We start from the raw sequence: 22231 nt of genomic DNA, 5'->3' as shown, positions 1-22231 counted from the left end.
GGGCCGACACGCCGCTGGGGAGGGCCTTCATGCAGACGCAGCCGCAGACGCAGACACAGCACCCGCAGGACCGCGCCGGTCTCCTCTACGGCTTCGCCGCGTACGGTCTGTGGGGCCTCGCCCCGCTCTACTGGCCACTGCTCCAGCCCGCCGGGGCGGTCGAGATCCTGGCCCACCGCATGGTCTGGTCGCTGCTGGTCGTCGGGCTCATCCTGCTGGCGCTGCGGCGCTGGTCCTGGATCGGCCCGCTGCTGCGGCAGCCCCGGCGGCTCGGTCTCGTCGCCCTCGCCGCGACCGCCATCTCCATCAACTGGGGCCTGTACATCTGGGGCGTCAACAGCGGGCACGTCGTCGAGACCGCGCTCGGCTACTTCATCAACCCCCTGGTCAGCATCGCCTTCGGCGTGTCGCTGCTGCGCGAGCGGCTGCGCCCGGCGCAGTGGACGGCCGTCGGCGTCGGCGTGGTGGCGGTGGTCGTCCTGTCCGTCGGCTACGGCAAGCCACCCTGGATCGCCCTCACCCTGGCCTTCTCCTTCGCCACCTACGGCCTGGTCAAGAAGCGGATCGGGCTGGACGGGCTGGAGTCGCTGGCCGCCGAGACGGCCGTCCAGTTCCTGCCCGCGCTCGGCTTCCTGCTGTTCCTCGGGGCGCGTGGCGACGGCACCTTCGGCAGCGGCGGCATCGGGCACTCGGCGCTGCTGGTGAGCTGCGGGCTGGTCACCGCGGTGCCGCTGATCTGCTTCGGGGCGTCGGCGGTACGGCTGCCGCTGTCGACGATCGGGATGCTCCAGTACCTCACGCCCACCTCCCAGTTCATCCTCGGGGTGGCCCTCTTCCACGAGTCGATGCCGCCCGAGCGGTGGGCGGGCTTCACCCTCGTCTGGCTCGCGCTCGCGCTGCTCACCTGGGACGCGCTGCGGACCGGACACCGGGCGCGGCGGGCGCTGGCGGACGCCGCGGCCCTGGCGGACGCCGCGGCCCTGGCGGAGACCGCGGCGCCGGCGGACGCCGCGCCGGTCAAGGCGGCGGAGGCGCGGCCGGGCCCGATATCCGGCGGGTGATGTCCGGTTCCCGCTCTTGACGCAGGGTCAGTCACACCCGGAGCATCAGCCTCGCGCCACTCAGAACCATCTTGTCGTACCGCTCCACCGCCCCCATGGGTACGTACGTCCGTGCATCACACAGCGTCACGTCATTCCGTGCAGTCCCCGTTCGGAATCGGAGCCCCCCATGTCGTCATGTGCTGACCCGCGCCACACCCCCCGAAGATCCGCGTCCCGCCGGGCGGCCGCCGCCGTCGCCACCGGAGCGGCGATCGCCGCGCTGGTCTCGGCCGCCCCCGCCACCTCGGCGGCCGCCGCGGCTCCCCCGGCGGCCGGCTCATCCCGGGCCGCCCTGGCCGTACCGGACGTCTCGCTCACGAACGTCAAGGCCCATCTGACCACGTTCCAGTCCATCGCCACCGCCAACGGCGGCAACCGCGCCCACGGCCGCCCCGGCTACAAGGCGTCGCTCGACTACATCAAGGGCGCGCTGGACGCGGCCGGGTTCACCACCACGGTCCAGCAGTTCACCTCCAGCGGTTCCACCGGCTACAACCTCATCGCCGACTGGCCCGGCGGCGACACCAACAAGGTGGTGTTCTCCGGCGCCCACCTGGACTCCGTCACCGCGGGTCCGGGCATCAACGACAACGGCTCGGGGTCCGCCGGCGTCCTGGAGACCGCGCTCACCGTCGCCCGCTCGGGGCTGAAGCCCACCAAGCATCTGCGGTTCGCCTGGTGGGGCGCCGAGGAACTGGGCCTGGTCGGGTCCCGGAACTACGTCAACGGCCTGTCGTCCGCCAACCGGGCGAAGATCGACAGCTATCTCAACTTCGACATGATCGGCTCGCCCAACCCGGGCTACTTCGTCTATGACGACGACGCCCGGCTCGAAGGGGTCTTCAAGGACTTCTTCGCCGCCAAGGGCGTGCCGACGGAGATAGAGACCGAGGGCGACGGGCGCTCCGACCACGCCCCGTTCAAGAGCGCGGGCGTCCCGGTGGGCGGCCTGTTCAGCGGCGCCGACTACATCAAGACCGCCGCCCAGGCCCAGAAGTGGGGCGGCACCTCCGGTCAGGCCTTCGACCGCTGCTACCACCGCTCGTGCGACACCACGTCCAACACCAACGACACCGCGCTGGACCGCAACACCGACGCCATCGCGTACGCCGTCTGGACGCTGTCCTCCTGACGCGCCGGCAGCACGGTCCGAGCGGTCCGTACGGCGGTACGCCGACCGCTCAGACCGTGATGTCCTTCGCGGTGAACCGGGCCCAGGCCGCCGAGCCGAACACGGCCAGATACAGCCCCTGCAGCTCGGCGTTCTTGATCAGCTGGTCCCAGTAGACCGGCTGGCGGAGCAGATCCGCGAAGCTGAGCCAGTAGTGCGGGAAGAGATACGGCTGGATCGCGTGCAACTGCGGGATCGTGTCCAGGATCTGCACCGTGACCACGAGCCCGACCGTGGTCGCCATGGCCGCGATGCCGCTGTTGGTGAGGGTGGAGACGAACAGGCCCACCGCGGCGATCCCCACCAGTGACAGCGCCACGACGCCCGCCACGCCCAGCGCCCGCACCAGCCCGTCGCCGAACGACACCGAGGTGCCGGAGATCAGCGTGACATCGCCGAGCGGGAACAGCGTCGCCCCGGTCGCCAGTCCGGCGGCGGCCACCGCCAGGGTCGCGGCCAGGCAGAACGCCAGGATGGTGACGAACTTGGCGAGCAGCAGCCGGGTGCGCCCGGCGGGGGCGACCAGCAGATAGCGCAGCGTCCCCGGGCCCGCCTCACCGGCGATGGAGTCCCCGGCGATCACACCGATGGCCATCGGCAGGAAGACGGGCAGCGTCGCCGCCAGCGCGGCGAAGACGAGGAAGAGCCCGTTGTTGGTGATCTGGGAGAAGAAGGCGGGCCCGTCGCCGCTCGCTCCGCCTCCCCCGCCGCGGCCGAAGCCGCCGCCGTCGCTGGTCTCGATCTTCACGGCGACGCCGATGAGGACCGGCACGGCCGCGAGCACCCCGAGCAGCGCCAGCGTCCGCCAGCGGCGGAAGGTGGTGGACAGCTCGCTGCGGAAGAGGGCCAGGGTCCACAGCGGACGCGGCCGGGGTGTCCCTGCCGCATCGGCCGGTCCAGCCGGTTCAGCCGATTCAGCCGGTCCAGCCGGTCCAGCCGGTCCAGCCGGTCCAGCCGATTCAGCCGGTTCGGCCGGTTCAGCGGCTTCGGTCGCTTCAGCCCGCGACATCGAATCCCTCCCCGGTCAGCGCGACGAAGGCGTCCTCCAGCGAGGCGCCCTCGGCGCCGAAGGCCCGCACCCGCACCCCGGCACGTACCAGGGCGGCATTCAGGTCGGCGGGCTCGGGCGCGGGCGAGGGCAGTTCGCCGGAGACCCGCTCCTCCAGGACCACCAGGTCCGTCACCCCGTGCTCCCCCAGGACGCGGACGGCCTCGGCGGGGTCGGGGGTGGTGACGGACAGCCTGCCGCGACTGCCCGCCGCCAGCTCGGCGACCGTGCCCTGGGCGATCAGCCGCCCCTGAGCCATGACCGCCGCATGGGTGCAGACCTGTTCGATCTCGTCGAGGAGATGCGAGGAGAGGAAGACCGTGACGCCCTCGCGGGCCAGCTCGCGCACCAGGGTGCGGATCTCGCGCATGCCCTGCGGGTCGAGCCCGTTGGTCGGTTCGTCGAGCACCAGCAGCTCACGCGGCTGGAGCAGGGCGGCGGCCAGGCCGAGGCGCTGTTTCATCCCCAGCGAGTACGCCCGGGCCTTCTTCCCCGCCGCGGCCCCGAGCCCGACCCGGTCCAGGGCCGCGGCGGCGCGGGCGGCACGGGTGCGGGGGTCGGCGGTCGGGTCGGCGGCGTCGTAGCGCAGCAGGTTGTCCCGACCGCTCAGATACGGGTAGAGGGCGGGCCCCTCGATGAGGGCGCCCACCCTCGGCAGCACGCTGCGGGCGGCGCGCGGCATCGGCCGCCCGAGCAGCCGGGCGCCGCCCGAGGTGGGCTCGATCAGCCCCATGAGCATGCGGATGGTCGTCGTCTTCCCCGAGCCGTTGGGCCCGAGGAAGCCGAAGACGCTGCCGCGCGGGACGGTCAGGTCGAGCCCGTCGACGGCGAGCTGCCCGCCCCGGTAGCGCTTGGTGAGCCCGCGGGTCTCCACCACGGGATCGGCGGACGGCTCGTCCACGGGCTCCCCTTTCCTCCGCCGCTTTCCTCCGCCGCTTTCCTCCGCGGTGACGCGGCGCCGCGCAGCCCTACTTGGCCTTGTTGGCGGCCGCGACCAGGGCATCCTTGTCGACCGCGCCGACGAAGACCTTGCCGTCGTCGGTCATCAGCGCATTCACCAGGCGGGTGCTGAACACCGTGCCGGAGCCGAAGTCGCCCTTGACCTTCTTGCCGAAGCTGCCGAGGAGGCCGGAGGCGGCTCCGCCGTCGCCGCCCGGGGCGGAGGAAGCGCCGCCGGACCCGCCGGCGCCCTGGCCGTCGAGGCGGGCGATGGTGTCCCAGCCCTTGCCGGTGACGTTCAGCCCGGACAGGGCGCCCGGACCGGACAGGGCGTCCTTCCCGGCCGACCGGTCCTTGAAGCCCTTCCCCTGCGGGAAGCCCTTCTCCCGGTGGTCGCGGGCGCTGCCCTCGGTGACCTTGGCGCCCTTGGGCGGCGTGAAGTCGAAGGTGCCCGCGGCGGGCTTGCCGAAGTCCACCTTGGTGAAGCCCACGTCGACGGCCGCCTTGCCGCCGCTCTTCGGGGTGAGGGTGAACTTCAGCGGCACCCCGTTGTCCGCGTCGACCGCGATACGGACCTCGCCGACCGTGGACGCGCTCTGCTTGGGCTTGATCAGCAGCTGGTAGGCGTCCCGCCCGGCGACCCGGGTGGTGCCGTCGACCGTCACCGAGGTGGTGTCGTCCACGGCGGAGAGCATCTGCTTGGCCAGCTGCTGCGGGGTGGCGTCCCCCACGTCGCGGGGCGCCGCGCCGCGGTGGTCGCGCTTGCCCTCGGCACCCTTCGGGCCGGTGGAGTGGTAGACGGAGTTGCTGCCGCTGTCGTACGCCCACAGCTGATCACCGTTGTGGATCATGCTGTACTCGGCGGCGTTCTCCACGATCGACACCCGCTGCTTGTCGGGGCCGTCGGCGGCCACCCGCAGGGTGTGCGTACCGGACACCAGCTCGGTGAGCTTGGCCTCCGGCGAGGCGGTCGCGCCGCCCTTCTCGCCGCCGAGGTCGCCCGCGAGACCGGCGAGGGAGCCGCCGCCCAGCAGCGTCGGGAGCCCCAGATCCGTGGTGATCTTCAGCGAGCCGGAGACCTGCTGCTGGTCCGAGGCGGCCATCTTGCCGATCAGCTGCTGTGCCGTGATCTTCGGCAGGTCCGGGGCGCCGCTGCTGGCCAGCGCCGGGACGAGCCCGATCGTGGCGGCCGCGATGCCCGCCACGGCGACCGGAGCCCCGTAACGGAGCGCCTTGGTGCGGCGTGTCGGTCGTTCCTCGTCCCAGAAGCCGTCGTCGGCGACCTGTATCGGTCGGATCCGTGCCATGTGTGCTCTACCTCCGTCGTCGGCGGCGGTTGTCAGCCTGCACTCGTCCACCTCTCGGGCCATTGTCTCCCGAGCCCGCCATGTGGTGGTGTTCTCATCCCACCAAATCGCACGGCCGGTTACGTCAGCCCGCAGGATCACGTCCGTGTACTGCTCGGGTATGACGGCCCGCGCCGCGGGTCGGATCCCCCTCGGGGTATCCCGTAGGGGGATCCGCTCCCCCAAGGGGGTGAGAGGTCACCCGGCCCGGTGGGCCACCGCGTCGCACAGGCCCTCCAGGGCCGCCTTGGCCGGGCCCGCCGGCAGGGGGGCCAGCATCGAACGGGCCTCCGCCGCGTAGCGCAGCGTGTCCTGGCGGGCCTGCTCCAGGGCGGGGTGGGCGCGCAGCCGCCGCAGAACCTCCGCGTGGCGGGCGTCATCGGTGAGGTCGCCCGCGAGCAGCTCGCACAGCTCCCGGTCCTCCGGCGCGCCGGTCGCCTCCGCCTGTGCCCTCAGGTGCAGGACGGGGAGGGTGGCGATGCCCTCGCGCAGATCGGTGCCGGGGGTCTTGCCGGACTCGTGGCTGTCGCTGGCGATGTCCAGCACATCGTCGGCCAGCTGGAAGGCCATCCCGAGCCGCTCCCCGTACTGGGTCAGGATGTTGACGATGGACTCGTCGGCGCCGGACATCATCGCGCCGAACCGCCCGGAGACGGCGATCAGCGAGCCCGTCTTGCCCGCGAGGACGTCCAGATAGTGCTCGATGGGGTCGCGGCCGCGCGGTCCCGCGGTCTCCAGGATCTGGCCCGTCACCAGCCGCTCGAACGCCTCGGCCTGGACCCGCACCGCCTCCGGGCCGAGATCGGCCAGGACGTGGGAGGCGCGGGCGAAGAGGAAGTCACCGGTGAGCACCGCGACCGAGTTGCCCCAGCGGGCGTTGGCACTGGGCACCCCGCGCCGCACCTCGGCCTCGTCCATCACGTCGTCGTGGTAGAGCGTGGCCAGGTGCGTCAGCTCGACGACGACCGCCGAGGGGACGACACCGGGGGCGTACGGATCGCCGAACTGCGCGGCCAGCAGCACCAGCAGTGGCCGGAAACGCTTGCCGCCCGCGCGCACCAGATGCTGGGCCGCCTCGGTGATGAACGGCACGTCGCTCTTGGTGGCCTCCAGCAGGCCCTCTTCGACAGCCGCCAGCCCGGCCTGGGTGTCGGCTTCCAGAGTCCGGTCCCGCACGCTCAGCCCGAAGGGCCCGATGACGCTCACGGGGTACTCCTGTCTGCCTACGTTCACGCGGAATGTCGATGTGTCGCCGCCTCCACCAAAAGGCAGCGTATCCGGTCGGGTATCGATCACTGTGGGCGCCTTCCCGCCTTGTACGCAGCACAAGGCCCTCTCCCGAATCGACCGGCTCACCCAGGCGATACCGCGATCACCAGCAGATCATTCATCAGGCGGCCCCCGAGCGTTCACCGATCGGGGACCGGAGCGGCCCCGGAGGTCCGCTCTTCCGTGTGCCGAGGCCACCGCGGTGGCCGGCCGGGGCGACGCGTGCTCCGTGCCGCGGACGCGCAGTCGCACCACCGGGGCGGAAACCTCGCGGGCCATAGGGTGTGGCTGGCCAACCGTGGCGACGAGGAGAAGGCGAGGCACCATCCATGGCGCAGCGAAGCCCGCTCGACCTGCCCGAAGGCGATCCCTTCGGCCCGGACAACCTCCCCTATGGCGTGTTCACCACCTCCGACGCCCCCCATCTGCGGAAAATCGGCGTGCGCTACGGCAGCCATGTGCTGGACGCGGGCGCCGCCGCGGCGGCCGCGGCCTCCCCGCACGCCGAACTGCTCGGCGCCTCCTCCCTCAACCCACTGATGGCCGCGGGCCGTCCGGTCTGGCAGGCCGTCCGCGCGGAGCTGCGCGACTGGCTGACCAACCCGGCGCACCGGCACGCCATCGAGCCCCTGATGCACCCCCTCGCCACCCTCGCGCTCCACCTCCCGATCGAGGTGGCGGACTATGTCGACTTCTTCGCCAGCGAGCATCACGCCTCCAACGCCGGGAAGATCTTCCGCCCGGACGGCGACGCCCTCACCCCCAACTGGAAGCACATGCCGGTCGGCTACCACGGCCGGGCCGGCACCGTGCTCGTCTCGGGCTCGCCCGTCGTCCGCCCCCACGGCCAGCACCTGCCCCCGGCTCCGCCCGCTCCCGCATCGCCCGCTCCTCCCCGGCCGGTCTTCGGCCCCTCGCTGCGCCTCGACTTCGAAGCCGAGGTCGCCTTCGTCGTCGGCGCGCCCTCACCTCTGAATACACCGCTGCCGCTCGCCGGGTTCCACGACCACGTCTTCGGCGTCTGCCTCCTCAACGACTGGTCCGCCCGCGACATCCAGGCCTGGGAGTCCCGCCCCCTGGGCCCCTTCCTCGGCAAGTGCTTCGCCACCTCCCTCGCCGCCTGGGTCACCCCGCTGGACGCCCTCGCCGCGGCCCGTACCGCCCCGCCCGCCCGCGACGTCCCGCCGCTCCCCTACCTCGACGACTCGGCCGCCGAGCCCGGCGGATTCGACCTGCGCATCGAGGTCGCCATCAACGGCCACACCGTCTCCCGGCCCCCGTTCTCCGCCATGTACTGGACGGCGGCCCAGCAGCTCGCCCATCTGACCGTGAACGGCGCCTCGCTGCGCACCGGCGACGTCTTCGCCTCCGGCACGGTCAGCGGCCCGCGCCCGGACGAACTGGGCTGCCTCCTGGAACTCACCTGGGGCGGCCGCGATCCGCTGCGCCTCCCCGACGGCACCCGGACCTTCCTGGAGGACGGCGACGAGGTGACCCTCACCGCCTGGGCACCCGGCCCGGACGGGGTCCGCATCGGCATGGGTGAGGTGACCGGCCACGTTGTCCCGGCGGCCTCATGAACGACTGCTAATTTGTCGTGCTCCTGCCCTGAGAGCCCTGACAGCCCTGACAACCAAGGAGAAGTGTGTGAAGAAGGCAGCGAGCATCGCCGGAACGGTGGCCGCGGCCGCCCTCCTGCTCACGGCGTGCGGCAGCGGCAGCGACGAGGGGACGAAGGACACGTCCAAGGACACCCCGTCGGCACAGGAGTCCAGCGCCCCGGCGGAGGGGGGCGCGAACTCCAAGATCACCGGCGCCTATCTGGCCAAGACCGGCGGGCAGACGATCATCCTGTCCATCGGCGGCGAGAAGGCCTCCCTGATCTCGGGCAAGCATCTGTGCAACGGTGAGTACACCGACACCGGCGAGAAGATGCTGATGCTCAAGTGCGCCGACGGCAACACCGACCGCACCATGGGCAAGGTGGCCCCGAGCGGGGACGGCAAGACGCTCACCGTCGACTGGGACGCGCTCTCCGAGAACGACACGTTCACCCGGACCACCTCCCCCAGCGACTTCCCCTCCGACATCCCGACCTCGCTGCCCTCCGGCATCCCCACCGACCTGCCGACGAACCTCCCGTCGAGCTGACCACTCCAGCTGGCCACTCCGGCTGCGCGGCGAGCCCCCGGCGATCCGCCGGGGGCTCGCCGCGCACAACGGGAAGCGGCTCGTGCGGCTACCGCACGAAGACGCCCGCTTGGCCCGCCAGGTCCAGGAAGTACTGCGGGGCCACGCCCAGGACCACCGTGACCGCCACGCCGATCGCGATCGCCGAGGAGGTCAGGGGGCTCGGGACGGCCACCGAGGGGCCGTCGGTGCGGGGTTCGCTGAAGAACATCAGCACGATGACCCGGATGTAGAAGAAGGCCGCGATCGCCGACGAGATCACACCGATCACGACCAGCGCACCCGCACCCCCGTCCGCCGCCGCCTTGAAGACCGCGAACTTCCCCGCGAACCCACTGGTCAGCGGGATACCGGCGAAGGCCAGCAGGAAGACCGCGAAGACCGCGGCCACCAGCGGCGAACGGCGGCCGAGACCGGCCCACTTCGACAGGTGGGTGGCCTCGCCGCCCGCGTCGCGGACGAGGGTGACCACCGCGAAGGCGCCGAGGGTTACGAAGGAGTACGCGGCGAGGTAGAAGAGGACGGAGGAGATGCCCTCGGGGGTGGTGGCGATGACACCGGCGAGGATGAACCCGGCGTGCGCGATGGAGGAGTACGCCAGCAGCCGCTTCACATCGGTCTGGGTGACGGCGACGATCGCGCCGCCCAGCATGGTGACGATGGCGACGCCCCACATCACCGGCCGCCAGTCCCAGCGCAGCCCCGGCAGGACGACGTACAGCAGCCGCAGCAGCGCGCCGAAGGCCGCCACCTTGGTGGCCGCGGCCATGAAGCCGGTGACCGGGGTGGGGGCGCCCTGGTAGACGTCCGGGGTCCACATGTGGAACGGAACCGCGCCGATCTTGAACAGCAGGCCCATCAGCACCATCGCCCCGCCGATGAGCAGCAGCGCGTCGTTGCCCATGGTCCCGGCGAGCGCCGGGGTGACGTTGCGGACCTGGCCGTTGACGACGTCCGCGAGACCGGCGTACGCCACGGTGCCCGCGTAGCCGTACAGCAGGGCGATCCCGAAGAGCAGGAACGCCGAGGAGAAGGCGCCGAGCAGGAAGTACTTGACGGCGGACTCCTGGGAGAGCATCCGGTGGCGCCGGGCGAGCGCGCACAGGACGTACAGCGGGAGGGAGAAGACCTCCAGTGCCACGAAGAGGGTCAGCAGATCGTTCGCGGCGGGGAAGACGAGCATGCCGCCCACCGCGAAGAGGACCAGCGGGAAGACCTCGGTGGTGGTGAACCCGGCCTTGACGGCGGCCTTCTCGGCGTCGCCGCCGGGGACGGCGGCGGCCTGGGCCGCGAAGTTGTCGACGCGGTTGCCATGGACGACCGGGTCGAGCCGCCGCTCGGCGAAGGTGAACACCGAGACCAGCGCGACCAGGAGAATGGTGCCCTGGAGGAAGAGGGCGGGCCCGTCGACGGCGACGGCGCCCATGGCCGCGACATGGGCCTTTCCGGTGCCGTAGTCGCTCGCGGCGAGGCCGATGACGGCCGCGAAGGCCGCGGCGAGGGAGACGACGGAGACGAACAGCTGCGCCGCGTACCGCTGGGCGCGCGGCAGGAACGCCTCGATCAGTACGCCGACGATCGCGGCGCCGAGCACGATCAGGGTGGGCGCCAGCTGCCCATACTCGATGTGCGGCGCGGGGATCTTGTCGGGCGCCGCCGCCGCTGTCGTCCACAGGCTGTGGACAGTGGCCGCGTGGGTCACTTGGCACCTCCGGAAGCACCGTCGTGGGACGCACCCTCGGGCTTGGGGCTGTAGTGGAACCAGCCCGCGTCAGTGACGGGGTGAGCGGGCTTGGGATCCTTCTCGTCCACCACGGACAGCGTGTGGTCCACGGCCGGGTTGACGATCGCGGTCAGCGGCTTGGGGTAGACGCCGAGGAAGAGCAGCAGGGCGATCAGCGGCGCGACGACGAGCAGTTCGCGCGGCCGCAGATCGGGCATGGACCGCACCTCCTCCTTCACCGGGCCGGTCATGGTGCGCTGGTAGAGGATGAGGACGTAGAGCGCGGCGAGCACGATGCCGACGGTGGCGATGACGCCGACCGCCGGATAGCGGCTGAACGCGCCGACGAGCACCAGGAATTCGCTGATGAAGGGCGCGAGCCCGGGCAGCGAGAGGGTGGCGAGACCGCCGATCAGGAAGGTGCCGGCGAGCACCGGGGCGACCTTCTGCACACCGCCGTAGTCGGCGATGAGCCGCGAGCCGCGCCGGGTGATGAGGAACCCGGCGACCAGCATCAGCGCGGCGGTCGAGATGCCGTGGTTGACCATGTAGAGGGTGGCGCCGCTCTGGCCCTGGGTGGTCATGGCGAAGATGCCGAGGATGATGAAGCCGAAGTGGGAGATCGACGCGTAGGCGATCAGCCGCTTGATGTCGCGCTGGCCGATCGCCAGCAGCGCGCCGTAGACGATGCTGATGAGCGCGAGGACCAGGATCACCGGGGTGGCCCACTTGCTGGCCTCGGGGAAGAGCTGGAGGCAGAAGCGGAGCATCGCGAAGGTGCCGACCTTGTCGACGACCGCGGTGATCAGCACGGCGACGGGCGAGGTGGACTCGCCCATCGCGTTGGGCAGCCAGGTGTGCAGCGGCCACAGCGGCGCCTTCACGGCGAAGGCGAAGAAGAAGCCGAGGAACAGCAGCCGCTCGATGCCGGTGCCGATGTCGAGCCGGCCGCTCGCCCGGGCGTCCACGATCTGCTGGAGCGAGAAGGTGCCGGTGCCCAGGTCGTCGGCGGTGACCGCGTAGAGCCCGACCACCGCGGCCAGCATGATCAGCCCGCCCGCCAGGTTGTACAGCAGGAACTTCACGGCGGCGTAACTGCGCTGGGTGGCCGTCTCCTCCTCGGACCGCTCCCCGGCCCGGTCCCCGAAGCCGCCGATGAGGAAGTACATCGGGATGAGCATGGCTTCGAAGAAGATGTAGAAGAGGAAGACGTCGGTGGCCTCGAAGGAGATCACCACCATCGCCTCGACCAGCAGGATCAGCGCGAAGAAGCCCTGGGTGGGCCGCCAGCGGCGGTTGGGCCGGGCGCCTTCCAGCGGGTCGGCGTCATGCCAGCCCGCCAGGATGATGAAGGGGATGAGCACGGCGGTGAGCGCGATCAGGGCGACCGCGATGCCGTCCACGCCCAGTTCGTAGCGGACCCCGAAGTCCTTGATCCAGGCGTGGGACTCGGTGAGCTGGAAGCGGGCGCCGCCCGGGTCGAAGCGGACCGCGACGACCGCCGCGAGGGCGAGGGTGACCAGGGAGAAGGCCAGCGCCACCCACTTGGCGGCGGCACGCTGGGCGGCGGGCACGGCGGCGGTGGCGACCGCGCCCAGGGCGGGCACCGCGGCCGTGACCGTCAGCAGGGGAAATGACATGACTCAGACCGCCCTCATCAGCAGGGTCGCGGCGATGAGAAGCGCCGCACCGCCGAACATCGAGACCGCGTACGTACGGGCGTAGCCGTTCTGGAGCTTGCGCAATCGGCCGGAGAGTCCGCCGACCCCGGCCGCCGTGCCGTTGACCACCCCGTCGACCAGCTTGTGGTCGACGTAGACCAGACCGCGGGTGAGGTAGCGGCCGGGCTGGACGAGCGCGACGTGGTTGAAGTCGTCCTGGAGCAGGTCGCGACGGGCGGCCCGGGTGAGGAGGGAGCCGCGCGGCGCGGTGCGCGGCACGGGCCGGCGCCCGTACTGCGCCCAGGCGAGGGCGACGCCGATGGCCAGGACGACCATCGTCCCGGCGGTGACGGCGGCGGCGCTGAGCGGGGAGTCGCCGTGGCTGTGGCCGGTGACCGGCTCCAGCCACTTCAGGAACGCGTCGTTCAGGCTGAACAGACCGCCGGCGAAGACCGATCCGAAGGCCAGGACGATCATGGGGATGGTCATGGACTTCGGCGACTCGTGCGGATGCGGCAGCTCGCCGGGGCGCACGTCGATACCGGGTTCGACGCTGGGCGCCTTGTCCGGGTCGGGCGCGGGCTCCCAGCGCTTCTCGCCGAAGAACGTCATCAGCATCACGCGCGTCATGTAGTACGCGGTGATGGCGGCGCCCAGCAGGGCCGCGCCGCCGAGGATCCAGCCCTCGGTGCCGCCCTTGGCGAAGGCCGCCTCGATGATCTTGTCCTTGGACCAGAAGCCGGAGAGCCCCGGGAAGCCGATGATGGCGAGGTAGCCGAGCCCGAAGGTGACGAAGGTGACCGGCATGTACTTTCTCAAGGCCCCGTACTTGCGCATGTCGACCTCGTCGTTCATGGCGTGCATGACCGACCCGGCGCCGAGGAACAGGCCCGCCTTGAAGAAGCCGTGGGTGACCAGGTGCATGATCGCGAAGACATAGCCGATCGGGCCGAGCCCGGCGGCCAGGATCATGTAGCCGATCTGCGACATGGTGGACCCGGCCAGGGCCTTCTTGATGTCGTCCTTCGCGCAACCGACGATCGCACCGAAGAGCAGCGTGACCGCGCCGACCGCGACCACCGCGGCCTGGGCGTCGGGCGCGGCGTTGAAGATCGCGCCGGAGCGGGTGATCAGGTAGACGCCCGCGGTCACCATGGTCGCCGCGTGGATCAGGGCCGAGACCGGGGTCGGGCCCTCCATCGCGTCGCCGAGCCAGGACTGCAGCGGCACCTGGGCCGACTTGCCGCACGCGGCGAGCAGCAGCATCAGCCCGATGGCCGTGAGCTTGCCCTCGCTCGCGTCGGTCGCGCTTCCCAGCACGGGGGCGAAGGCGAAGGATCCGAAGGTCGTGAACATCAGCATGATCGCGATGGACAGGCCCATGTCGCCGACGCGGTTGACGATGAACGCCTTCTTCGCCGCCGTCGCCGCGCTCGGCTTGTGCTGCCAGAAGCCGATGAGCAGGTACGAGGCGAGGCCGACGCCCTCCCAGCCGACGTACAGCAGCAGGTAGTTGTCGGCGAGGACGAGCAGCAGCATGGCCGCGAGGAAGAGATTGAGATAGCCGAAGAAGCGGCGGCGCCGCTCGTCGTGCGCCATGTAGCCGATCGAGTAGATGTGGATCAGCGTGCCCACACCAGAGATCAGCAGGACGAAGGTCATCGACAGCTGGTCGAGCTGGAAGGCGACGTCCGCGCGGAAGCCGCCCACCGGAATCCAGCTGAAGACCTGGCTGTGCAGGGCGCGGTCGTGCTCGCCACGGCCGAGCATGTCGGCGAAGAGCACGGCGCCGATCACGAAGGAGGCGCCCGCGAGCACCGTGCCCAGATAGTGGCCCGTGCGGTCCAGCCGCCGGCCCCCGCACAGCAGCAGGGCAGCGCCGAGCAGCGGGGCCGCGACGAGCAATCCGATGAGGTTCTCCACTTGAACGCGACCCCTTCTAGAGCTTCATCAGGCTGGCGTCGTCGACCGAGGCCGAGTGGCGGGAGCGGAAGACGGTCACGATGATCGCGAGGCCGACCACGACCTCCGCCGCCGCGACGACCATCGTGAAGAACGCGATGATCTGGCCGTCGAGGTTGCCGTGCAGCCGGGAGAAGGTGACGAACGCGAGGTTGCACGCGTTCAGCATCAGCTCGACGCACATGAAGAGGACGATCGCATTCCGCCGGATCACGACCCCGGCCGCACCGATGGTGAACAACAGGGCGGCCAGGTAGAGGTAGTTGACCGGATTCACTTGGCGACTCCCTTGTGGTGCTCGGCGTCCTCGGAGGCGCGGGCGTCCTCGGCCGTGCGCTCGGCCCCCTCGGGACTGCGCCGCCCCAGCCAGCGCTCCGAGCGCCGCTCCAGCGCCGCCAGCTCCGCCAGCGCCTCACCGGAGACATCCCGGACCTGGCCGCGGGCGCGCAGCGTCGCGTTGACCGTCAGCTCGGAGGTCGTGCCGTCGGGCAGCAGGCCGGGGATGTCCACCGCGTTGTGCCGGGCGTAGACACCGGGGGCGGGCAGCGGCGGGACGTGCTTGCCGGTGCGCACCCGCGCCTCGGACTGCTCGCGCTGGGTGCGCGCCCGCTCGGTGCGCTCGCGGTGGGTCAGCACCATCGCGCCGACCGCCGCGGTGATCAGCAGCGCGCCGGTGATCTCGAAGGCGAAGACGTACTTGGTGAAGACCAGGGCCGCCAGACCCTCCACATTGCCGCCGGAGTTGGCCTGCGCCAGCCCGTCGAACGTCTTCAGCGAGGCATTCCCGATGCCGGCGCACAGCAGGATGCCGAAGCCCAGCCCGCACAGGGCGGCGAGCCAGCGCTGCCCCTTCAGGGTCTCCTTCAGCGAATCCGCCGCGGTGACGCCGACCAGCATCACGACGAAGAGGAAGAGCATCATGATCGCGCCGGTGTAGACGACGATCTGGACGACGCCCAGGAAATACGCCCCGTTGGCGAGGTAGAAGATCGCCAGGACGATCATGGTGCCGGCCAGGCTCAGGGCGCTGTGCACGGCCTTGCGCATCAGGATCGTGCACAGCGCGCCGATCACGGCGACCGTGCCGAGCACCCAGAACTGGACGGCCTCCCCGGTGGAGGTGGTGGAGGCCGCCGCGGCCAGTGCGCCGCTCATGCCTCCACCCCCTGCTCGTTCTCCGCCTGCGTCTCCTCGTTCCCCGCGGCCTGGTCGGACAGGGTCTCGCCCTTGCTGACCGCGGTCTGACGGGTGGTGCCGGGCGCGGCCTCGGTCACCAGCCCGCGGTAGTAGTCCTGCTCGTCCATCCCGGGATAGATGGCGTGCGGGCTGTCGACCATGCCTTCGGTCAGCCCCGCGAGCAGCTCCTCCTTGGTGTAGATGAGCGATTCGCGGGTGCGGTCGGCCAGCTCGTACTCATTGGTCATGGTCAGCGCCCGGGTGGGGCACGCCTCGACGCACAGGCCGCACAGGATGCAGCGGAGATAGTTGATCTGGTAGACGCGGCCGTAGCGCTCGCCCGGGGAGTAGCGCTCCTCGTCGGTGTTGTCCGCGCCCTCCACATAGATCGCGTCCGCCGGGCAGGCCCAGGCGCACAGCTCGCATCCGATGCACTTCTCCAGCCCGTCCGGATGCCGGTTGAGCTGGTGACGTCCGTGGAAGCGGGGCGCGGTGGGCTTCTTCTCCTCGGGGTACTGCTCGGTCAGCCGCTTCTTGAACATGGCCTTGAAGGTCACGCCGAAGCCGGCCACCGGGTTCTGGAAGTCAGACACCATCGGCCTCCTTTCCGTCACTGACAGTGTCGGGGCCACCACTGACAATCAGCTCCCGGTCCTGTCGGGAGCGCCGTCGCGGTACGGGCGGCAGGGACTGGCCGGGCAGCGGCGGCACCGGGAATCCGCCCGCCATCGGGTCGAAGGCGGGCTCGGGGCCCTCCTCCGCCGGTTCGGCCTCGCCCTTCGCCGCCGCCCCGCGGTCGCGGAAGACGTCGACGACGAAGGACAGCAGCAGCAGCGCGATCACCGCGCCGCCGACGTACAGCACGATCGACTGGTTGTCGTAGTTCTCGTTGCGCAGCGCCCGCACGGTGGCGACCAGCATCAGCCAGACCATCGAGATCGGGATGAGGACCTTCCAGCCCAGCTTCATGAACTGGTCGTAGCGCACCCGGGGGACCGAGGCGCGGATCCAGATGAAGACGAACAGCGACGAGACGACCTTGCCGAGGAACCACAGCAGCGGCCACCAGCCGTGGTTGGCGCCCTCCCAGAAGGTGCTGATCGGCCAGGGCGCCCGCCAGCCGCCGAGGAAGAGGGTCACGGCGACCATCGAGACGGTGACCATGTTGATGTACTCGGCGAGCATGAACAGCGCGAACTTGATCGACGAGTACTCGGTGTTGAACCCGCCCACCAGGTCGCCCTCGGACTCCGGCATGTCGAACGGCGCCCGGTTGGTCTCCCCGACCATCGCCACGATGTAGATGAGGAACGAGACCGGCAGCAGCACCACGTACCAGCGGTCCTGCTGGGAGGCGACGATCTGCGAGGTCGACATCGATCCGGAGTAGAGGAACACCGCCGCGAAGGACAGGCCCATCGCGATCTCGTAGCTGATCATCTGGGCGCAGGAGCGCAGGCCGCCGAGGAGCGGATACGTCGACCCGGACGACCAGCCCGCCAGCACGATGCCGTAGATGCCGACCGAGGCGGTGGCGAGGATGTAGAGGACGGCGATCGGCAGGTCGGTCAGCTGCATGGCGGTGCGGTGCCCGAACACCGACACCTCCCCGCCGGCCGGGCCGAACGGGATCACCGCGACCGCCATGAAGGCGGGGATGGCCGCGACGATCGGCGCCAGGACGTAGACCACCTTGTCGGCGCCCTTGACGACCACGTCCTCCTTGAGCATCAGCTTCACGCCGTCCGCGAGGGACTGCAGCATGCCCCAGGGCCCGTGCCGGTTCGGGCCGATGCGCAGCTGCATCCAGCCCATCACCTTGCGCTCCATGACGATGGAGATCAGCACCGTCAGCATCAGGAACGCGAAGCAGAACACGACCTTGATCAGGATCAGCCACCACGGGTCGTGGCCGAACATCGACAGGTCCTCCGCGGCGAGATAGCTCATGAGGTCACCTCCGGCTCGGTCACAGGAGCGGTGATCGTGACGACGTCACCGGGGCCGGCGCCCAGATCGCGCCGCACGCCGCCGCCGGTGGAGTTCAGCGGCAGCCAGACGACCCGGTCGGGCATCGGCGTCACGCACAGGGGCAGCTGGACGGAACCGGCCGGGCCGGTGACCCGCAGCGGCTGGCCGTCACGCACCCCCGCCTCCTCGGCGGTCGCCGCCGAGAGCCGGGCCACCGCGGCGTGCCGGGTCGCCGCCAGCGCCGGATCGCCCTCCTGGAGCCGCCCCTGGTCGAGCAGCAGCCGGTGTCCTGCGAGCACCGCCTCGCCCTCGGCGGGCCGGGGCAGCGGGCCCCCGGTCTCCAGCGGGGCGGTGGCGCGCAGCCCCTGCCAGGTGCCGAGCCGGGTCAGCTCGGCGCGGGCGGCCGCCACGTCCGGCAGGCCCAGGTCCGTATCGAGCGCGTCGGCCAGCATGTGCAGCACCCGGGCGTCCGGGAGGGTGTGACGGCGGGTCATCTGGTCCGGCTTGAGCGCGGCCTCGAACGGCCTGGCCCGGCCTTCCCAGTTGAGGAACGTGCCGGACTTCTCGACGGCCGCCGCGACCGGGAGCACCACGTCCGCCCGCTCGGTGACCTCCGAGGGCCGCTGCTCCAGGCTGACCACGAACCCGACCGCGTCCAGGGCCGTCAGGGCCCGCTCCGGATCGGGCAGATCCGCCGGCTCGACCCCGCCGACCAGCAGCGCGCCGAGCCCGCCGCTCGCCGCGGCCTCCACGATCTGCCCGGTGTCGCGGCCCACCTGGTGCGGCAGATCGGAGATCCCCCACACCGCTGCGGTCTCCTCGCGGGCCCGCGGATCGTGCGCCGGGCGGCCGCCGGGCAGCAGCCCGGGCAGCGCGCCCGCCTCGATCGCGCCCCGCTCGCCCGCCCGGCGCGGGATCCACGCCAGCGTGGCACCGGTGGCGGCCGCGGCCCGTACGGCGGCGGTCAGTGCGCCCGCCACCGACGCCAGCCGCTCGCCGACGACGATGACCGCGCCCTCCTCCCGCAGCGCGTCGGCGGCCCGTTCACCGTCCTCGTCCAGGCCCGTACGGCCCGCGATCGCGTCCAGCCACTCGGTCTCGGTGCCGGGCGCGGCGGGCAGCAGGGTGCCGCCCGCCTTGTCCAGGCCCCGGGTGGCGTGGGTGGCGAGCGAGAAGGTGCGCTGGCCGTGCTTGCGGTACGCCTTGCGCAGCCGCAGGAAGACCCCGGGCGCCTCCTCCTCGGCCTCGAACCCGGCCAGCAGCACCGCGGGCGCCTTCTCCAGCGCGGCGTACGTCAGTCCGCCGCCGTCCAGGTCACGGCCGCGTCCCGCGATGTGGGCGGCCAGGAAGTCGGCCTCCTCGTCGCTGTGCGCCCGGGCCCGGAAGTCGATGTCGTTGGTCTCCAGGACGGTCCGCGCGAACTTGGTGTACGCGTACGCGTCCTCCACCGTCAGCCGGCCGCCGGTCAGCACCCCGGTGCGGCCGCGCGCCGCGGCCAGCCCCTCGGCCGCCGCCGCCAGGGCCTCCGGCCAGCTCGCGGGCTCCAGCTTCCCCGACTCGCGGTTCCGCACCAGCGGGGTGGTGAGCCGGTCCGGGAGTTGCGCGTAGCGGAAGCCGAAGCGGCCCTTGTCGCAGATCCACTCCTCGTTGACCTCGGGGTCGTCCTGGGCCAGCCGCCGCATGACCTTGCCGCGCCGGTGGTCGGTGCGGGTCGCGCAGCCGCCCGCGCAGTGCTCGCACACGCTGGGCGAGGACACCAGGTCGAAGGGGCGGGAGCGGAAGCGGTAGGCGGCCGAGGTGAGCGCGCCCACCGGGCAGATCTGGATGGTGTTGCCGGAGAAATACGATGCGAACGGCTCGCCCTCGCCGGTGCCGACCTGCTGCAGCGCGCCACGCTCCAGCAGCTCGATCATCGGGTCGCCCGCGATCTGGTTGGAGAAGCGGGTGCAGCGCGCGCACAGCACACAGCGCTCGCGGTCCAGCAGCACCTGGGCCGAGATCGGGACCGGCTTGGCGAACGTGCGCTTCTGGCCCTCGAAACGGCTGTCGGCCTGTCCGGCGCTCATCGCCTGGTTCTGCAGCGGGCATTCACCGCCCTTGTCGCAGACCGGGCAGTCCAGCGGATGGTTGATCAGCAGCAGCTCCATCACCCCGCGCTGCGCCTTCTCGGCGACCGGCGAGGTGAGCTGGGTCTTGACGACCATGCCGTCGGTGCAGGTGATGGTGCACGAGGCCATCGGCTTGCGCTGGCCCTCCACCTCGACGATGCACTGGCGGCAGGCGCCCGCGGGGTCGAGCAGCGGATGGTCGCAGAAGCGCGGGATCTCGATGCCGAGGAGTTCGGCGGCACGGATGACCAGCGTCCCCTTCGGGACGGAGATCTCGATCCCGTCGATGGTGACGGAGACCAGATCCTCTCGCGGCACCGCCGCCTCCCCGCCTCCCGAGGGTGCGTTGGTGGTCACGGTCATGCGGTCACCCCCACAGTGGTGCGCGGCTCGTCGGCCCAGACGGTGGACTTGGCCGGGTCGAAGGGACAGCCTCCGCCGGTGATGTGCTGCTCGTACTCCTCCCGGAAGTACTTCAGCGAGGAGAAGATGGGGCTGGCGGCACCGTCGCCCAGCGCGCAGAACGACTTGCCGTTGATGTTGTCGGCGATGTCGGCCAGCTTGTCGAGGTCGGCCATGCGGCCCTTGCCGGCCTCCAGGTCGCGCAACAGCTGCACCAGCCAGTACGTGCCCTCGCGGCAGGGTGTGCACTTGCCGCAGGATTCATGCGCGTAGAACTCGGTCCAGCGGGTCACCGCCCGCACCACGCAGGTGGTCTCGTCGAAGCACTGGAGCGCCTTGGTGCCCAGCATCGACCCGGCAGCGCCCACGCCCTCGTAGTCCAGGGGCACGTCGAGGTGCTCGTCGGTGAGCAGCGGGGTGGACGAGCCGCCGGGCGTCCAGAACTTCAGCCGGTGGCCGGGGCGCATGCCGCCGCTCATGTCGAGCAGCTGGCGCAGGGTGATGCCGAGCGGGCCCTCGAACTGGCCGGGGTTGGCCACATGGCCCGACAGCGAGTAGAGCGTGAAGCCCGGGGACTTCTCGCTGCCCATCGAACGGAACCATTCCTTGCCCTTGTTCAGGATCGAGGGAACCGAGGCGATGGATTCGACGTTGTTGACGACAGTGGGGCACGCGTACAGACCGGCCACCGCGGGGAAGGGAGGCCGCAGCCGGGGCTGGCCGCGGCGTCCCTCCAGCGAGTCCAGCAGCGCGGTCTCCTCACCGCAGATGTACGCGCCCGCGCCCGCGTGCACCGTGATGTCGAGGCCGGGCAGCCCGTCCACCCCGAGCTTCTGCCGGCGCCGTTCGGCGGTGCCCAGGTAACCCGCCTCGTATGCCTCGCGCACGGCCTCGTGCAGCCGCCGCAGCACCGGCACTGTCTCGCCGCGCAGATAGATGAAGGCGTGTTCGGAGCGGATGGCGTGGCAGGCGATGACCATGCCCTCGATCAGGGCGTGCGGATTGGCGTAGAGAAGGGGGATGTCCTTGCAGGTGCCGGGTTCCGACTCGTCGGCGTTGACGACGAGGTAGTGCGGCTTGCCGTCGCCCTGCGGAATGAACTGCCACTTCATTCCGGTGGGGAAGCCCGCGCCGCCGCGGCCGCGCAGTCCGGCGTCCTTCACCAGCGCGATCACGGCATCGGGGTCCATGGCGAGCGCCTTGGCGCTCCCCTGGTAGCCCTCGTGCCGCAGATAGGCGCGCAGCGTCCAGGACTTCGCCTCGTCCCAGTGCGCGGAGAGCACGGGAGCCAGCAGCTTCTCGGGGCTGTGCTCGGATCGCTCGGTCGTCACGGTCATCACTCCCCCTCCTCGGCGACCGGACCTGACGGGTGGTGCGGATCGGAGGCCGAGGTCCGCTGCGGCGCGTCGTGCGAACTGGGATGCGCCGGCGGCGTCTCGTCCTGCGGGGCTCCCCCGTGCCGCGGCGAGACGACCCGGCCGGGCGCCTCCTCGCCCTTGGCCAGCCGCAGCCCGGTGAGCGAGGCGGGACCGGCGGAGCCACCGGCCTCGACGGCTCCGGGGCGCGGGTCGGGGAAACCGGCGAGGATGCGCGCGGTCTCCTTGAACGTGCACAGCGGCGCGCCCCGGGTCGGGGTGACGGTGCGGCCCGCCCGGAGGTCGTCGACCAGCCGCTTGGCGGAGTCGACGGTCTGGTTGTCGAAGAACTCCCAGTTGACCATCACCACGGGGGCGAAGTCGCAGGCCGCGTTGCACTCGATGTGCTCCAGGGTGACCTTGCCGTCCTCGGTGGTCTCCCCGTTGCCCAGCTCCAGATGGCGCTGCAGCTCCTCGAAGATCGCGTCCCCGCCCATCACCGCGCACAGGGTGTTGGTGCACACCCCGACCTGGTAGTCGCCCGAGGCCTTGCGGCGGTACATGGTGTAGAAGGTGGCGACCGCGGTGACCTCGGCGGTGGTCAGGTCCAGCATCTCGGCGCAGAACCGCATGCCGGTGCGGGTGACATGGCCCTCCTCGGACTGCACCAGGTGCAGCAGCGGCAGCAGGGCGCTGCGGCTGTCCGGGTAGCGGGCGATCACCTCCGCGGCGTCCGCCTCGAGCCGGGACCGCACCTCGGCCGGGTAGTCGGGAGCCGGCAGCTGCGGCATCCCCAGGGAAACGTCG

At 71.2% G+C, this 22231-nt stretch carries 18 protein-coding genes; 4 read left to right on the top strand and 14 right to left on the bottom strand.

The genetic code is table 11. From position 1 onward, the window contains the following. Positions 1-29 precede the first annotated feature (29 nt). Both rarD and ASC60_RS28785 read left to right on the top strand, forming a co-directional pair. The gene (rarD, locus tag ASC60_RS28790) at positions 30-1061 is read left to right on the top strand and encodes an EamA family transporter RarD (RefSeq protein ID WP_055555997.1); all 1032 of its coding nucleotides are present in this window, start codon (positions 30-32) and stop codon (positions 1059-1061) included. Positions 1062-1230: 169 nt separating this feature from the next. Then, positions 1231-2235 (top strand): M28 family metallopeptidase, encoded by a 1005-nt coding sequence (locus tag ASC60_RS28785; protein WP_055555996.1) that lies wholly within the window; start codon positions 1231-1233, stop codon positions 2233-2235. Between the two features lie 49 nt (positions 2236-2284). Here ASC60_RS28785 and ASC60_RS28780 read toward each other — a convergent pair whose 3' ends face one another. The 4 genes from ASC60_RS28780 to ASC60_RS28765 form a co-directional block, all read right to left on the bottom strand. Then, entirely contained in the window at positions 2285-3283 is a 999-nt protein-coding gene (locus ASC60_RS28780; protein ID WP_079038695.1) for an ABC transporter permease, read from the bottom strand. Beyond that, positions 3270-4223: an ABC transporter ATP-binding protein gene (locus ASC60_RS28775; RefSeq protein WP_055555994.1), complete on the bottom strand. Its 954-nt coding sequence runs from the start codon at positions 4221-4223 to the stop codon at positions 3270-3272. The genes ASC60_RS28780 and ASC60_RS28775 overlap by 14 nt, the downstream gene beginning before the upstream one ends. A 67-nt stretch (positions 4224-4290) precedes the next feature. After that, positions 4291-5568, bottom strand: a complete 1278-nt coding sequence (locus ASC60_RS28770) for an outer membrane lipoprotein carrier protein LolA (RefSeq protein WP_199831078.1) — start codon at positions 5566-5568, stop codon at positions 4291-4293. A gap of 237 nt (positions 5569-5805) precedes the next feature. Continuing rightward, a complete protein-coding gene (locus ASC60_RS28765; protein WP_055555992.1) occupies positions 5806-6813 on the bottom strand; it encodes a polyprenyl synthetase family protein in 1008 nt (335 codons plus the stop codon). A gap of 392 nt (positions 6814-7205) precedes the next feature. Between ASC60_RS28765 and fahA the strand changes: the two genes are divergently transcribed. Further along, a complete protein-coding gene (fahA, locus tag ASC60_RS28760) occupies positions 7206-8456 on the top strand; it encodes a fumarylacetoacetase (protein WP_055555990.1) in 1251 nt (416 codons plus the stop codon). Between the two features lie 67 nt (positions 8457-8523). Beyond that, positions 8524-9027, top strand: coding sequence for a hypothetical protein (locus ASC60_RS28755; RefSeq protein ID WP_063787228.1), 504 nt, complete (start codon positions 8524-8526; stop codon positions 9025-9027). Positions 9028-9115: 88 nt separating this feature from the next. Here ASC60_RS28755 and nuoN read toward each other — a convergent pair whose 3' ends face one another. Genes nuoN through nuoE form a run of 10 tightly spaced genes read right to left on the bottom strand, consistent with a single transcriptional unit; the run spans position 9116 to position 22215 of the window. Next, positions 9116-10768, bottom strand: a complete 1653-nt coding sequence (gene nuoN, locus ASC60_RS28750) for an NADH-quinone oxidoreductase subunit NuoN (protein ID WP_055555988.1) — start codon at positions 10766-10768, stop codon at positions 9116-9118. Then, positions 10765-12429, bottom strand: coding sequence for an NADH-quinone oxidoreductase subunit M (locus ASC60_RS28745; RefSeq protein WP_055555986.1), 1665 nt, complete (start codon positions 12427-12429; stop codon positions 10765-10767). Before ASC60_RS28745 ends, nuoN begins: the two co-directional genes overlap by 4 nt. 3 nt (positions 12430-12432) lie before the next feature. Next, positions 12433-14373 carry an NADH-quinone oxidoreductase subunit L gene (gene nuoL / locus ASC60_RS28740; protein ID WP_055555984.1) on the bottom strand — a complete coding sequence of 647 codons (1941 nt, stop codon included), beginning with the start codon at positions 14371-14373 and terminating at the stop codon, positions 12433-12435. Between the two features lie 16 nt (positions 14374-14389). Then, entirely contained in the window at positions 14390-14689 is a 300-nt protein-coding gene (gene nuoK / locus ASC60_RS28735; protein WP_009715954.1) for an NADH-quinone oxidoreductase subunit NuoK, read from the bottom strand. Continuing rightward, on the bottom strand, positions 14686-15567 hold the full coding sequence (locus ASC60_RS28730; protein ID WP_055555983.1) for an NADH-quinone oxidoreductase subunit J: 882 nt from the start codon (positions 15565-15567) through the stop codon (positions 14686-14688). The genes nuoK and ASC60_RS28730 overlap by 4 nt, the downstream gene beginning before the upstream one ends. After that, positions 15564-16184, bottom strand: a complete 621-nt coding sequence (nuoI, locus tag ASC60_RS28725; RefSeq protein WP_079038694.1) for an NADH-quinone oxidoreductase subunit NuoI — start codon at positions 16182-16184, stop codon at positions 15564-15566. Before nuoI ends, ASC60_RS28730 begins: the two co-directional genes overlap by 4 nt. Beyond that, positions 16174-17538 (bottom strand): NADH-quinone oxidoreductase subunit NuoH, encoded by a 1365-nt coding sequence (gene nuoH / locus ASC60_RS28720; RefSeq protein ID WP_055555981.1) that lies wholly within the window; start codon positions 17536-17538, stop codon positions 16174-16176. Before nuoH ends, nuoI begins: the two co-directional genes overlap by 11 nt. Then, positions 17535-20030 (bottom strand): NADH-quinone oxidoreductase subunit G, encoded by a 2496-nt coding sequence (locus ASC60_RS28715; RefSeq protein ID WP_055555980.1) that lies wholly within the window; start codon positions 20028-20030, stop codon positions 17535-17537. Before ASC60_RS28715 ends, nuoH begins: the two co-directional genes overlap by 4 nt. Beyond that, the gene (gene nuoF, locus ASC60_RS28710; protein WP_055555979.1) at positions 20027-21406 is read right to left on the bottom strand and encodes an NADH-quinone oxidoreductase subunit NuoF; all 1380 of its coding nucleotides are present in this window, start codon (positions 21404-21406) and stop codon (positions 20027-20029) included. Before nuoF ends, ASC60_RS28715 begins: the two co-directional genes overlap by 4 nt. Next, positions 21406-22215, bottom strand: coding sequence for an NADH-quinone oxidoreductase subunit NuoE (gene nuoE, locus ASC60_RS28705; protein WP_055556166.1), 810 nt, complete (start codon positions 22213-22215; stop codon positions 21406-21408). The genes nuoF and nuoE overlap by 1 nt, the downstream gene beginning before the upstream one ends. Between the last annotated feature and the right edge of the window lie 16 nt (positions 22216-22231).

Source organism: Streptomyces sp. NBRC 110028, assembly GCF_001417735.1.
Lineage (GTDB): Bacteria > Actinomycetota > Actinomycetes > Streptomycetales > Streptomycetaceae > Streptomyces.
Note: the sequence above shows the minus strand (reverse complement) of the source record. Positions and strands in the feature narration are given on the sequence as shown.